Source organism: Stenotrophomonas maltophilia, from assembly GCF_001274595.1.
GTDB lineage: Bacteria > Pseudomonadota > Gammaproteobacteria > Xanthomonadales > Xanthomonadaceae > Stenotrophomonas > Stenotrophomonas forensis.
Map to the genome: position 1 here is coordinate 1,052,234 of NZ_CP011010.1, position 12,187 is coordinate 1,064,420.

The 12,187-nt window shown below is 66.9% G+C and carries 13 protein-coding genes; 8 read left to right on the forward strand and 5 right to left on the reverse strand.

Annotated features, from left to right (window positions below; translation table 11 throughout):
* Positions 1-3 precede the first annotated feature (3 nt).
* The 4 genes from VN11_RS04815 to VN11_RS04830 are packed head-to-tail and all read right to left on the reverse strand — an operon-like array spanning position 4 to position 4,370.
* Positions 4-531, reverse strand: coding sequence for a Slp family lipoprotein (locus VN11_RS04815; protein WP_004154632.1), 528 nt, complete (start codon positions 529-531; stop codon positions 4-6).
* The gene (locus VN11_RS04820) at positions 528-2,477 is read right to left on the reverse strand and encodes a transglutaminase TgpA family protein (protein ID WP_053448933.1); all 1,950 of its coding nucleotides are present in this window, start codon (positions 2,475-2,477) and stop codon (positions 528-530) included. Before VN11_RS04820 ends, VN11_RS04815 begins: the two co-directional genes overlap by 4 nt.
* Positions 2,470-3,414 carry a DUF58 domain-containing protein gene (locus VN11_RS04825; RefSeq protein WP_053448934.1) on the reverse strand — a complete coding sequence of 315 codons (945 nt, stop codon included), beginning with the start codon at positions 3,412-3,414 and terminating at the stop codon, positions 2,470-2,472. The genes VN11_RS04820 and VN11_RS04825 overlap by 8 nt, the downstream gene beginning before the upstream one ends.
* A 2-nt stretch (positions 3,415-3,416) precedes the next feature.
* Complete coding sequence (locus tag VN11_RS04830; RefSeq protein WP_053448935.1) at positions 3,417-4,370, reverse strand: AAA family ATPase; 954 nt, start codon at positions 4,368-4,370, stop codon at positions 3,417-3,419.
* 42 nt (positions 4,371-4,412) lie between these two features.
* Between VN11_RS04830 and VN11_RS04835 the strand changes: the two genes are divergently transcribed.
* Entirely contained in the window at positions 4,413-6,248 is a 1,836-nt protein-coding gene (locus VN11_RS04835) for a glycosyltransferase family 39 protein (RefSeq protein ID WP_053448936.1), read from the forward strand.
* A 95-nt stretch (positions 6,249-6,343) separates the two neighbouring features.
* Here the strand turns inward: VN11_RS04835 and VN11_RS04840 are convergent, their stop codons facing one another.
* Positions 6,344-6,913 (reverse strand): Maf family protein, encoded by a 570-nt coding sequence (locus VN11_RS04840; protein WP_053448937.1) that lies wholly within the window; start codon positions 6,911-6,913, stop codon positions 6,344-6,346.
* 112 nt (positions 6,914-7,025) lie between these two features.
* Between VN11_RS04840 and VN11_RS04845 the strand changes: the two genes are divergently transcribed.
* From VN11_RS04845 to acpP, 7 genes are all read left to right on the forward strand, one after another.
* Positions 7,026-7,535 carry a YceD family protein gene (locus VN11_RS04845; protein ID WP_049457624.1) on the forward strand — a complete coding sequence of 170 codons (510 nt, stop codon included), beginning with the start codon at positions 7,026-7,028 and terminating at the stop codon, positions 7,533-7,535.
* Between the two features lie 107 nt (positions 7,536-7,642).
* Positions 7,643-7,837 (forward strand): 50S ribosomal protein L32, encoded by a 195-nt coding sequence (gene rpmF / locus VN11_RS04850; protein WP_004154640.1) that lies wholly within the window; start codon positions 7,643-7,645, stop codon positions 7,835-7,837.
* 91 nt (positions 7,838-7,928) lie between these two features.
* Positions 7,929-8,906: a beta-ketoacyl-ACP synthase III gene (locus VN11_RS04855; RefSeq protein WP_053448938.1), complete on the forward strand. Its 978-nt coding sequence runs from the start codon at positions 7,929-7,931 to the stop codon at positions 8,904-8,906.
* Positions 8,907-8,984: 78 nt separating this feature from the next.
* Complete coding sequence (locus VN11_RS04860; RefSeq protein WP_053448939.1) at positions 8,985-9,767, forward strand: serine/threonine protein phosphatase; 783 nt, start codon at positions 8,985-8,987, stop codon at positions 9,765-9,767.
* A gap of 136 nt (positions 9,768-9,903) precedes the next feature.
* A complete protein-coding gene (fabD, locus tag VN11_RS04865; RefSeq protein WP_008268782.1) occupies positions 9,904-10,848 on the forward strand; it encodes an ACP S-malonyltransferase in 945 nt (314 codons plus the stop codon).
* 82 nt (positions 10,849-10,930) lie between these two features.
* Positions 10,931-11,674, forward strand: coding sequence for a 3-oxoacyl-ACP reductase FabG (gene fabG, locus VN11_RS04870; RefSeq protein ID WP_053448940.1), 744 nt, complete (start codon positions 10,931-10,933; stop codon positions 11,672-11,674).
* A 152-nt stretch (positions 11,675-11,826) separates the two neighbouring features.
* Positions 11,827-12,066, forward strand: coding sequence for an acyl carrier protein (gene acpP, locus VN11_RS04875; RefSeq protein ID WP_005408313.1), 240 nt, complete (start codon positions 11,827-11,829; stop codon positions 12,064-12,066).
* Positions 12,067-12,187: the final 121 nt, after the last annotated feature.

Genomic DNA, 12,187 nt, shown 5'->3' on the forward strand with positions numbered 1-12,187 from the left:
CGATCACCACCAGCCCCAACGGCCGTAGCCGCCCCAGTACGGGCCATACGGACCCGGGCCCCACGGACCATAGGGGTAGGGCACCACATCGACCTGGCGCTGTTCCGGCCACAGGTAGATCACGTCGGCCGACAGCTTCGGCAGGCGATAGTCGTAGTCGCCGATGCGGGTGTTCTGGTAGCCATCGATCTTGCCGATGAAGGTCACGTCGCGGCCGGCTTCAAACACGGCCGGGTCGTAGAAACCGGCGCGGCAGGCGATGAAGCGGCCGTCGCTGGCGTCGGACGAGGTGGTGTTCGGGCGGCCACTGGCATTGAGTGGGCGCGAGATCATCTGGAAGCAGGTCTCGCCCTGGCCAGGCTTGGTTTCGATGATGCGACCGCCCCAACGGACGGGCGTGCCGACCTGCTGGGTGGCGACCGAGTCGCGGGGGGAGACCAGGCTGAACTGTCCCTGCAGCGGCTTGGGAGCCGTGGCGCAGGCCGACAGGGCCAGCGTGGCCACGGCGGTGAGGAAGAACTTGGTGTTCATGGGGAGGCTCCGGAAGTCGGGCGATGCCTGCGCAGGTCCCGCAATAATGAAGCGAGGTCGGTGCAAGTTCCAGCGTAACGCGCGTCGGCGAAACGCTGGCTGAGTGCGAGGAGGGCAGGGTCGGGCCGCTGGGCGTGTACCCGATGCGCCCAGTCCCGTGCGGTTTCATGCGGCTCCCGGGCCAGGCCGAGGCGTGCATAGCGTCGCCCCAGCCGGTGCCAGGCGCGCAGCAGCGGATCACGTTCGCGTTCGCCGCGGGCCAGCAGCCAGGCCATCCAGGCCAAGGCCAGCAACGCGGCGATCACGAAGCCGGCGGCCAGCTGACCAGGGCCAAGCTCGTCCAGCCCGAACGGCTTGAGCAGCTGCTGCTGGCGGCGTGCGTCGAAGGACAGCACCAGATCGTTCCAGCCGCGGCGCAGCCAGTCGCCCATCTGCCCCAGTTCCAGCAAACGCTGCTGCATCGGGTTGTCGGTGCCAGCCTGCAGGCGGTCGTCGAGGGTATCGAGGATGCGTTCGGGCGCCACCGCAGCGGTGGGATCGACCCGTACCCAGCCGCGCTGCGGCAGCCACACCTCGGCCCACGCATGGGCATCCATCCGTCGCACGATCCAGTAATCGCCAAGGCGATTGCGGGTGCCGCCGGCGAATCCGGTGACCACCCGTGCCGGAATGCCGGCATTGCGCATCAGCACCACGAAGGCGGAACTGAAGTGCTCGCAGAAGCCGGCCTTGTAGCCGAACAGGAACTCGTCGACCGGGTCGCGCCCGGCCTGGGGCGTTTCCAGCGTGTAGGAGAAATCGGTGGTGATCCATTGCAGTGCGCGGCGGACGATGGCCGCGTCATCGTTGCCTGCGTCATGCCGCCATTGGCGTGCCAGGGTGGCGGTGCGTGGATTGAAGCCATCGGGCAACTGCAGCGCCGCGCGCCGCAGATACGGCGACAAGGTGCTGTCGAAGCGCCGTGGTGGCGCCGATTGCAGCCGCCAGCGGCTGAGCGAGGCCAGCGCTCGGTCGCTGCTCAGGCTCATGTCCGCATCCAGCGTGCTGCCTGCGGGCGCCTGGCCCGGCAGATCCAGCGCGACCAGCTGGCGACGGTCGGTCGGCTCGTAATCGATCTGGTAGTCCCAGCGTTGCGTGCCGGCCTCGACCACCGCGGGCGTCCGCCGCGCGCTGGCGGGGTCGCGCATCCAGCGTCGTCCATCGAATGCGGTCAGCACCGGCCCACGCCAGTAGCGCTGCGCCGCTTCGGGTACGGCACCGAAGAACTGCACGCGAAGTGCGGGCGTGTCGTCGGCCATCAGGTCCAGCCACTGGCCCGGTTCCATGCTGTCGGACAGCCCCGGGGTGCCGACGGCGCGCTCGGGTACCCCCCACAGTGGCGTCGCCAGGCGCGGGAACAGCCAGAAGCAGGCCAGGGCCAGCGGCAGCCCGATCGCCAGCAGGCGACCCACGCCGCGCAACTGCCCGTACAACGGCACTCGGCCTGCATGGCCTTCATCCTGGGCCAGGCGTTGCAGGGCCAGCAGCGCGCTGATGCCTGCCAACGCCGCCAGCACGGTTGTCAGCGGTCCCTGGTCGAGCAGGAACGCCGCAAACGGGGAGAACAGCGCGAAGCCCAGCAGGCTGCGGGCATCGCGAAGGCTGCGCAGTTCGCTGGACTTGATCGCCAGCATCGCGGCCAGCAGGGCACAACCGGTATCGCGCCCGGGGCGCACCATGCCCATCTGCCAGACGATGGCGGCGAGCATGCCGAGCACCAGCAGCAGGCGTACCGGCATCGGCAGCACCTTCCGCCATGACAGGAATGCAGTCACCACCGCTGTGGCTGCGATGACGCCGGCCAACAGTGGCGGCAGCTGCAGCAGCAACGGCAACAGCGCCAGCGCCGCGCTGGCCAGGGTCCAGCTGCGGGCAGTGCGATCGATCAGGGCAGGGGTCTCAGCCATGCGGCAACAACGCCAGTGCACGCAGGCACAGGTGGTGATGGCCGGCCCCCTGGCCAGGGCCGATAGCAGGATGCGCCGGCAGCAGCAGGGTGTAGCGCCGGCCCTCGCGCTCGGCCACATCCACCCAGCGTGCCAATCGCGCGATGCGGGCTTCGTGCCCCAGCGGCGCCAGCGTGCGCCAGTCGAGGATCACTTCGATGCCGATCGGCTTTTCATACTCGCGCACCAGCAGGCTGTCGCGGCGCGCGGAGTGCTTCCATGAAATGCTGCGCGGCGCATCGCCTGCACGATAGGGGCGCAGCTGGTGCAGTTCTTCGCCACTGGCATGGGCACGCGTATGCAGTGGATCGTTGCCGCTCTCCGGCAACGCCGGGACCAGCGCCTCGGCCAACGGATAGACCAGCAGCGGCTGTTCCGGCCACACCCACGACCACGCGCGCACCAGCCCCAGCGGCTGGGTGGTGGACAGGCGGATGCGCGGCAGCTCCAGCCATCCGCGGCGCTCGCTGGGGACTTCCAGTTCGACCTCGCCACGCCCCTGTGGCGGCAGTGAGGTCCAGGCTTCGCTGTCACCCAGTTGCAGGTGCAGCCCATGCCGCGCACGCGGATCACGCAGCGACAGGTCCACGCGCAGGCGCAGCGGTTGCCCGGCCGCAACCGGTTCTGCCGAGATCGCATCGACCTGTACACCGGAAAGCTGCAGGTGCGCGGCGATGGCACTGGCAATCGCCGCTGCGGCCAGCAGCAGGGCCAGCAGCAGTGCCGGGTTGTTGTTGTAGTTCAACGCCCCCAGCAGCATCGCGACCAGCAGGGTGGCGACGAACAGCCCGAAACGCGTGGGCAGCACATAGATGCGATGGCGGTCGAGCTGCTGCGGCAGCGTTTCGGGCCGGCGCGGACGTGCCAGCAGCCGTAGTCGGGCCCAGCGCGTGGTCACCCTCAGTCCACCGCGACGGTCTGCAGGATCGCCCGCGCCAGCGCCGGTCCTGAGCTGGACTCGGCCTCGGCCACCAGCCGATGCCCGGCCACGGCCACGAACAGCGTCTGCACATCCTCGGGGACCACATGGCTGCGGCCCAGCAGCAGCGCATGCGCCCTGGCCGCGCGCAGCAGCGCCAGGCCGGCGCGTGGTGACAGGCCCACCCGTACGCCCGCGTGCTGGCGGCTGCGGGTCAGCAACGCCTGCACATAGTCGACCAGCGCGTCGCTGGCATGAATGTGGCCGACCGCTTCACGCAGCGCGCGGACCTGCGTGTCATCCAGCTTCGGTACCGCGCGCGCGATCAGGTCACGACGATCGGTTCCACGCAGCAGCTCGCGCTCCGCCTGGGCGTTGGGGTAACCCATCGCCAGGCGCAGCAGGAATCGATCCAGCTGCGAATCGGGCAGCGGGAAGGTGCCTGACAGGTCCACCGGGTTCTGCGTGGCGATCACGAAGAACGGATCGGGCAGCGGATGGGTCTGTCCGTCCAGGGTGACCTGCTGTTCGGCCATGGCTTCCAGCAGCGCACTCTGCGTGCGCGGGGGCGCGCGGTTGATCTCGTCGGCCAGCAGCACGTGGGTGAACACGGGGCCGGCATGGAACTGGAACTGGCGGCTGCCGGCCTCGTACACCGACACGCCCAGTACATCGGCCGGCAGCAGGTCGGAGGTGAACTGCACGCGCTGGAAGGTGAGGCCGAGGCTGCTGGCCAGTGCATGCGCCAATGTGGTCTTGCCGAGCCCGGGCAGATCTTCGATCAGCAGATGCCCGCCGGAAAGCAGGGCGACAAACGCCAGCCTGACTTCCGGCACCTTGCCCAGCACCAGTGCGTTGACCTGATCCTGTGCCTCCCGCAGGGCCTGACGCAATTGATCGGTTAGCATGCTGGGATTGGGGGACGAAGCTGGCATGATCGTCTCAGTTCTGAATTTCACTTGATTATCCATAGAGCAATGCAAGGCGAACAGCGCGCACGGGCAATTTTTCTCTGGTTGTGGACGCTGGTCACAGCGGCCAAGCTGGTGGTGGCTGCGCGCCTGCCATTGTTCGTCGACGAGGCGTTCTATTGGCAGGAAGGGCAGCATCTGGCTGCGGCCTATTCCGATCTGCCCGGGCTGACTGCATGGCTGGCACGGCTGGGCGTGGAGATCGGCGGCCATCACGTGCTGGCATTGCGACTGCCGTTCCTGGCCATCGGTGCGCTGCTGCCATTGCTGGTGGTGCGCACGGCCACGCGCTGGTTCGGCAACGTGGCGGGCTGGCAGGCGGGCAGCCTCACGCTGTTGATGCCGCTGTCGGCGACGCTGGGCCTGCTGGCGGTGCCGGATGTGCCGATGGCGCTGGCGGCGGTGATCTGCCTGCATGCCGGTGCGCGCCTGCTGCACAACGTGGATGCATCATCGGCGATGAAGCTGGCGCTGGGCCTGATGATCGGCGCCCTCAGCCACTACCGTTTCATCGGCGTCATCGGTGTTGGCTTCATTGCATTGCTGGCGCTGCCACAGGGCCGGCGCATGCTGGCCGATCCGCGCGTATGGGTTGCGTTGGCGGTGGGTGTACTGGCCTGGCTGCCGTTGCTGGCATGGAATGCCGACAATCACGATGCCGGCCTGAAGTTCCAGGTGGTCGAGCGGCATCCCTGGACGTTCGAGTGGAACGGGCTGTGGTTCCTGGTGATCCAGCCGATGCTGGTCACCCCGATCCTGTGCATGGCGATGTGGAAGGTGGCGCTGGCCGGTACCCGCAGCGGCGGCGGTACGCGCGTGCAATGGCGCTACTTCGGCCTGGTGGGCGGTGTATCCACGCTGGGCATTTTCCTGCTCGGCTTCTTCACCGACGTCGAGCGCATCAGTTTCCATTGGCCGCTGCCGGGCTACCTGGCGTTGCTGGTGGCGGTGCCGGTGGTGCTCAACAGCTGGCCACGCTGGCTGCGCCGCACCGGCTGGTGGCTGGCGGGCGCGGGCATGGTGCTGGCCTTTGGCTATTACCTGATGGCCTCCACGCCATCGCTGCGCGAGCAGCTGGCAGGCAGCAAGTACTACCCGCGCAATTTCGCAGGCTGGCAGCCGCTGGCCGCAGCCGTGCGCGAAGAACTGCAGCAGATGCCGGCGGGTACGCGCGTGCTGGCCGGCAACTTCAAGGTAGGGGCCGAACTGGGCTTCCAGCTGGGCGACGGTGACATTGAAGTGCTGCCGCACCCGCTCAACGACAAGCATGGGCGGACCGCGCAGCTTGCACAGTGGGACCTGCTGCACGCGGGTACACGCTCGGCGCCGATGCTGCTGGTGCTGTCGCCCAGCGATCAGCGCTACCGCGACCTGCTGGCGCGCTATCACGCCATCTGCGAACAGGTGGGGCCCTTGCCTGCACCGCGCGTGGTCAGCAGCGATCATGGATTCCAGCGCTTCCTGCTGTTCCGGTTGCCGCCGCAGCGTGCCTCGGGCGCATGCGTGACCCCGGCGATGGCGTGGCTGGATGCGCCTGCCAATGGCGAGAAAGTGTCCGGCACCCTCGCCATCCGCGGGTGGGCCTTCAAGGATGGCGTCGGCCTGGCAGGTGTCGAGGTGCTGGTCGATGGACGCTCGATCGGAAGCGCTCGCTATGGCCGTGTCTTCGATGTTCGCCAGACCTGGCCGGACAGTACCGATCCGCAGCATCCGGCCGTGGGCTTTGATGCCACCCTGGACACGAGCACGCTGGCACCGGGCCGGCACTGGATGGGCCTGCGCCTGCACGGCCACGATGGCAGCGTGGAGGAATGGCAGGAGCAGCCGTTCGAGGTTCGTTGAACCTGCTTTTGTAGAGTCGAGCCATGCTCGACTGCTCTTACCTGGCCTCCTGCCATCTACAGCAGAAGCAGTCGAGCATGGCTCGACTCTACAGGTCACGGCACTGCGAAACCTGCTTTGCGCAGCAACCCGCACAGTGCGATCAACGGCAGGCCGACCAGCGCGGTCGGGTCGCGGTTGTCGATCGCCTCGAACAGGCTGATACCCAGACCTTCACATTTGAAGCTGCCGGCGCAGTCCAGCGGCTGTTCGGTAGCCACGTAACGGGCGATCTCATCCTGTTCCAGCGCGCGGAAGCGCACTTCGGTCAGGTCGATGGCCGTGAAAGATTCTCCGGCGCGGCTGAGACAGATCGCGGTATGGAAGCGCACCGTCTGCCCGGACATCGCCGCCAGCTGCGCGCAGGCCGCCTCGACCGTGCCCGGCTTGCCCAGTGGTTGCCCGTTCAGGTCGGCCACCTGGTCCGAACCGATCACCCAGGCGCCCGGATGGCGGGCCGCGACCTCGGCGGATTTGGCGGCGGCCAGGCGCATGGCCAGGGCCAGCGGCGCTTCGCCGTTCAACGGGCTTTCATCCACCTCTGGGCGCGCGCAGTCGAACGGCAGGCCCAGCCGTTGCAACAGCTCGCGGCGGTAGCGGGACGTGGAGGCCAGGACCAGTGGCATGCGACAATACCGGGGCAGGGCGGGGCAGTCTGGCCGCCCGCGCTGCCAGCGGCAAGGCCCGTATGGCAGGCATTTGACACCGGCCCTCCCGATCCTTAGTATTCAGCGGCTTATGTCCGCGAACGTGCCCGAAACGCTGGATGCCTGGCGGATGGTTGTAGCGCGAAGGCGCTTCGACGGTCAGGTGTCCCTGGCTGAATTGACCCGCCTGCAGGGGTTGGTCGCAGATACCGACGGCGAGTGTGCCTACTCGCTTGAGTTCGGTCGCGACGACGTCTTGCGGGTATCCTATGTGGAACTGACCATCGATACCGCGTTGCCGCTGACCTGTCAGCGCAGCATGCAGCGTTTCCTGTTGCCGGTGAAGATGACCCAGAGGCTTGGCCTGATCCGCGACGAGGACGAGGAATCGTCCCTGCCGGAGGAGTACGAGGCGCTGCTGGTGCCGGAAGACGGCCAGCTGCGTCCGCTGGACCTGGTCGAGGACGAGTTGGTGCTGGCAGTGCCGGTTGTACCGCTGTCGCCCGATGGCGAAGCAGTCGACAAGGACTGGGCGCCGAGCGAAGAAGAAACAAAGCAGGCCAACCCGTTTGCGGCGTTGGCAGCACTGAAGAAACAATAGCAGCCGGATTGTCGTCGGCGGCTGCGGCGAAAGCGAAAGTGTGCTGGGCGCTGGCGTCCTGCGCGACGATACGACGAAGCAAAACGAACCGAGTTTGGAGCAATCCCATGGCTGTCCAGAAATCCCGTGTCACCCCGTCCCGCCGCGGCATGCGTCGTGCCCATGACGCCCTGAGCGCCAAGCAGCTGTCGACCGACCCGACCACCGGCGAAGTGCACCTGCGTCACCACATCACTGCTGACGGTTTCTACCGCGGAAAGAAGGTCATCCAGACCAAGACCTCGGCCGTCGAAGAAGATTGATGTGCCGGGAAGGCCGCTGCCTGCGGGCAGCGGCCTTTGCCTTCTTTCCCGGGCGTGCCGGTGATCGGCGGCCCGCGCAACAGGAAACATGATGAGCAAGCGGATCTATTCGAGGATCGCGGGCACCGGTAGCTATTTGCCGGAAAAAGTCCTGACCAACGCCGACCTGGAAAAAATGGTCGAAACCTCGGATGAGTGGATCCAGTCGCGCACCGGAATTCGTGAGCGGCACATCGCGGCCGAAGGCGAAACCACCAGCGACCTCGGCTACCAGGCCGCGTTGCGCGCACTTGAAGCGGCCGGTATCGACGCTTCGCAGCTCGACATGATCGTGGTCGGCACGACCACGCCTGACCTCATCTTCCCCTCCACCGCGTGCCTGATCCAGGCCAAGCTCGGTGTTGCAGGGTGCCCTGCCTTTGACGTCAATGCGGCCTGTTCTGGCTTTGTGTTCGCGTTGGGCGTGGCCGACAAATTCATCCGTTCCGGCGACTGCAAGCACGTGCTGGTGATCGGCACCGAAACGCTGACCCGCATGGTCGACTGGAACGATCGCACCACCTGCGTGCTGTTCGGCGATGGCGCCGGCGCTGTCGTGCTGAAGGCCGACGAAGAAACCGGCATCCTCAGCACCCACCTGCATGCCGATGGCAGCAAGAAGGAGCTGCTGTGGAACCCGGTCGGCGTCTCGACCGGCTTCAAGGACGGCGCCAACGGTGGTGGCACCATCAACATGAAGGGCAACGACGTGTTCAAGTACGCCGTCAAGGCGCTGGACTCGGTCGTGGACGAAACCCTGGCCGCCAACGGCCTGGACAAGTCCGACCTGGATTGGCTGATTCCGCACCAGGCCAACCTGCGCATCATCGAAGCCACGGCCAAGCGCCTGGACATGTCGATGGACCAGGTCGTGGTCACCGTCGACAAGCACGGCAACACCTCGTCCGGCTCGGTGCCGTTGGCGCTGGATGCGGCGGTGCGTTCGGGCAAGGTCGAGCGCGGCCAGCTGTTGCTGCTGGAAGCCTTCGGCGGCGGCTTCACGTGGGGTTCGGCCCTGCTGCGCTATTGATAGTGCAAGTTACGACAACGTGAAGCTTGTCGTTACGGCCCCTCTGGGGCCGTAACGCGTTTAGAGGAGTACCTGCCCATGGTTGAGCCCATCGTCATCGAAGGGCAGCGCGCCTGGCTGAAGCAGTACGGCAAGGGAAGCCGCGCACTGGCCCTGGGCCTGCTCAATTTTGTTGCCCGCCGTTTCCATCTCGATGCCCTGCGCCCGCCACCGCACCGCGGCGGTGATGCCGCACGCGAAACCGAAGCCCGTCGCCTGGCAGAACTGCACGCGCAGGGCGTGAACGTGCCTGACGTGCTGGGAACCGGCCATGCGGCGCTGGTGATCGGCGACAACGGAAGTTCGTTCAATACCTGCCTGCGCGAGGCCGATGAGGCCGGCCGCGACCGGCTGGTGATGGCGGCGATGCAGGCCATCGCCGAGGCGCATGCGCGCGGTGCCTATTTCGGCCAGCCGCTGCCACGCAACCTCACCTGGGACGGCCAGAAGGTGGGTTTCATCGACTTCGAGGAAGATCCGCTGGAAGTGATGGACCTGGCCGAAGCGCAGGCCCGCGACTGGCTGATGTTCGGCTACGGCGTGGCCAAGTACTACGCTGAGCGCCCCGAGCACCTGCAGGCGATGATGGCCGAGGCGATGTGCGATGCCCAGGCGCCGGTGCGCGAGCATGTGCATGCGGTCAGTGGCCGCCTGCACGGCCTGGCCCGGGTATGCATGAAGCTGGGCCGTTCCGCGCGCGCGCTGGCCCATTCGATCTTCATCGCCCATGGTGCCAGTACCGCCGGCGTGCTGATGCTGGTGGGCCTGTGCGTGGATTTCCTCGCCGACGGCGACCTGGACGTGCTGCAGCTGTTCTGCTGAGTGATGCGTCCGCCGGGCCATGCTCGGCGGCTCGCTGGCCGGGCGGCTCCATACGCCTGCATACGCGCACGTACAGACGACACAGCGGATTCGCCCTTATCATGGCCCGCTTCGATTGCAACAAGCGGATGACCGCGTGACCGTATCCACCCTCGCTTTTGTCTTCCCCGGCCAGGGCTCGCAGTCTGTGGGCATGGTGGCCGAGCTGGCCGAACTGCACCCGCAGGTGCGTGAAGCCTTCACCGAGGCATCCGATGGTGCCGGCGTCGACCTGTGGGCGCTGTCCCAGGGTGGCCCGGAGGAAATGCTCAACCGTACCGAATACACCCAGCCGGCGCTGCTGGCCGCAAGCATCGGCGTGTGGCGCGCCTGGAACGCCGTGGGCGGTCCGCGCCCGTCGGTGCTGGCCGGCCATAGCCTGGGCGAATACACCGCGCTGGTCGCTGCGGGCGCACTGAGCCTGCATGACGGTGCGCACCTGGTGCGCCTGCGCGGCCAGCTGATGCAGGAAGCCGCGCCGGCCGGTGTCGGCGCCATGGCCGCCGTGCTGGGCGCCGAAGACCAGCTGGTGCTGGATGTCTGCGCCGAAGCCGCAGGCAGCCAGGTGGTGGTGCCGGCCAACTTCAATTCGCCGGGCCAGATCGTGATCGGCGGCGACGCTGATGCAGTCGACCGCGCGCTGGCACTGCTGGCCGAGAAGGGCGTGCGTAAGGCGGTCAAGCTGGCGGTCAGCGTGCCCTCGCACACCCCGCTGATGCGCGAAGCCGCCAACCGCCTGGCCGAAGTGATGGCCGGCCTGTCCTGGCAGGCACCGCAGCTGCCGGTGGTGCAGAACGTCGATGCCAAGGTGCATGACGGCGTCGACGCCATCCGCACCGCGCTGGTGCAGCAGCTGTACCAGCCGGTGCAGTGGACCGGCTGCGTGCAGGCGCTGGCCGCGCGTGGCATCACCCAGATCGCCGAGTGCGGCCCGGGCAAGGTGCTGACCGGCCTGGTCAAGCGCATCGACAAGGCCATCGATGGCCGTTCGCTGGCCACTCCGGGCGACTTCGAAGCCGCCCGCGAGGCATGGTCGGCCTGACCTCCCTTGTTCCTGCCGATCGTACCGGTGGCCGCTGCACGCGGCACGGGTACGGCGGCCGCCCCCGTCTGAGGAAAACATCATGAGCAAGCCCCTGCAGGGTGAAATCGCACTGGTCACCGGCGCCAGCCGTGGCATTGGTGCCGCCATTGCCGATCTGCTGGCCGCCCAGGGCGCCACCGTCATCGGCACCGCCACCACCGAATCCGGCGCTGCGGCGATCGGCGAGCGCCTGGCCGCCCACGGTGGCCACGGCCGCGCGCTGAACGTGACCGACGCGGCTGCGCTGGACAGCGTGCTGGACGGCATTGCCAAGGAATTCGGCCCGATCTCGATCCTGGTCAACAACGCCGGCATCACCCGCGACAACCTGCTGATGCGCATGAAGGACGAGGACTGGGCGTCGATCATCGACACCAACCTGACCAGCGTGTTCCGCACCAGCAAGGCAGTCATGCGCGGCATGATGAAGGCGCGCAAGGGCCGCATCATCAACATCGCATCGGTGGTGGGCGTCACCGGCAATGCCGGCCAGGCCAACTACGCGGCCGCCAAGGCCGGCATCATCGGCTTCAGCAAGTCGCTGGCCAAGGAAATCGGTTCGCGCGGTGTCACCGTCAATGTGGTCGCTCCCGGCTTCATCGACACCGACATGACCAAGGCGTTGCCGGAAGAAGCGCGTACCGCGCTGATCAAAGACATCGCCCTCGAACGCCTGGGTTCGCCGGAAGACATCGCCCATGCGGTGGCCTTCCTGGCCGGCCCGGCTGCCGGTTACATCACCGGCGAAACCCTCCATGTGAACGGTGGCATGTACATGCCGTAAGCAAGGGGCGCAGGGATTGCGCCGCAAGTGGTTGATCTGCCGGGTTTTTTGCTGCGATGCAAGGCCGCGCCGGTTTCCACTACACTATCCCACGGCCATCGCCTTTGATGGCGACCACTTTTGAACCACAACTCCATCTGGAGCGAGATCCCATGAGCACCATCGAAGAACGCGTCAAGAAAATCGTCGTCGAACAGCTTGGCGTCAAGGAAGAAGAAGTCACCAACAGCGCATCGTTCGTCGATGACCTGGGCGCTGACTCGCTGGACACCGTCGAGCTGGTGATGGCCCTGGAAGAAGAATTCGAGTGCGAGATCCCGGACGAAGAAGCCGAGAAGATCAGCACCGTGCAGGCCGCCATCGACTACGTCAAGGCCCACGTCAAGGCCTGATGTCAGACGGCAGTGCGCGCGCGGGTTGATCCTCGCCGCGCACCGCACCCCATGGGGCCGCTGTTGCGGCCCCGTGTGTTTGGGCATCACATCGAAGCAAACCGAGTTACCCGTAGAAACC

Coding starts and splice junctions, on each gene's coding strand:
- rpmF (WP_004154640.1), top strand. CDS start 7,643: ATGGCTGTCCAGAAATCCCGTGTCACCCCGTCCCGCCGCGGCATGCGT.
- VN11_RS04820 (WP_053448933.1), bottom strand. CDS start 2,477: ATGGCTGAGACCCCTGCCCTGATCGATCGCACTGCCCGCAGCTGGACC.
- VN11_RS04840 (WP_053448937.1), bottom strand. CDS start 6,913: ATGCCACTGGTCCTGGCCTCCACGTCCCGCTACCGCCGCGAGCTGTTG.
- fabG (WP_053448940.1), top strand. CDS start 10,931: ATGAGCAAGCCCCTGCAGGGTGAAATCGCACTGGTCACCGGCGCCAGC.
- VN11_RS04860 (WP_053448939.1), top strand. CDS start 8,985: ATGGTTGAGCCCATCGTCATCGAAGGGCAGCGCGCCTGGCTGAAGCAG.
- VN11_RS04855 (WP_053448938.1), top strand. CDS start 7,929: ATGAGCAAGCGGATCTATTCGAGGATCGCGGGCACCGGTAGCTATTTG.
- VN11_RS04830 (WP_053448935.1), bottom strand. CDS start 4,370: ATGCCAGCTTCGTCCCCCAATCCCAGCATGCTAACCGATCAATTGCGT.
- acpP (WP_005408313.1), top strand. CDS start 11,827: ATGAGCACCATCGAAGAACGCGTCAAGAAAATCGTCGTCGAACAGCTT.
- VN11_RS04845 (WP_049457624.1), top strand. CDS start 7,026: ATGTCCGCGAACGTGCCCGAAACGCTGGATGCCTGGCGGATGGTTGTA.
- VN11_RS04835 (WP_053448936.1), top strand. CDS start 4,413: ATGCAAGGCGAACAGCGCGCACGGGCAATTTTTCTCTGGTTGTGGACG.
- VN11_RS04815 (WP_004154632.1), bottom strand. CDS start 531: ATGAACACCAAGTTCTTCCTCACCGCCGTGGCCACGCTGGCCCTGTCG.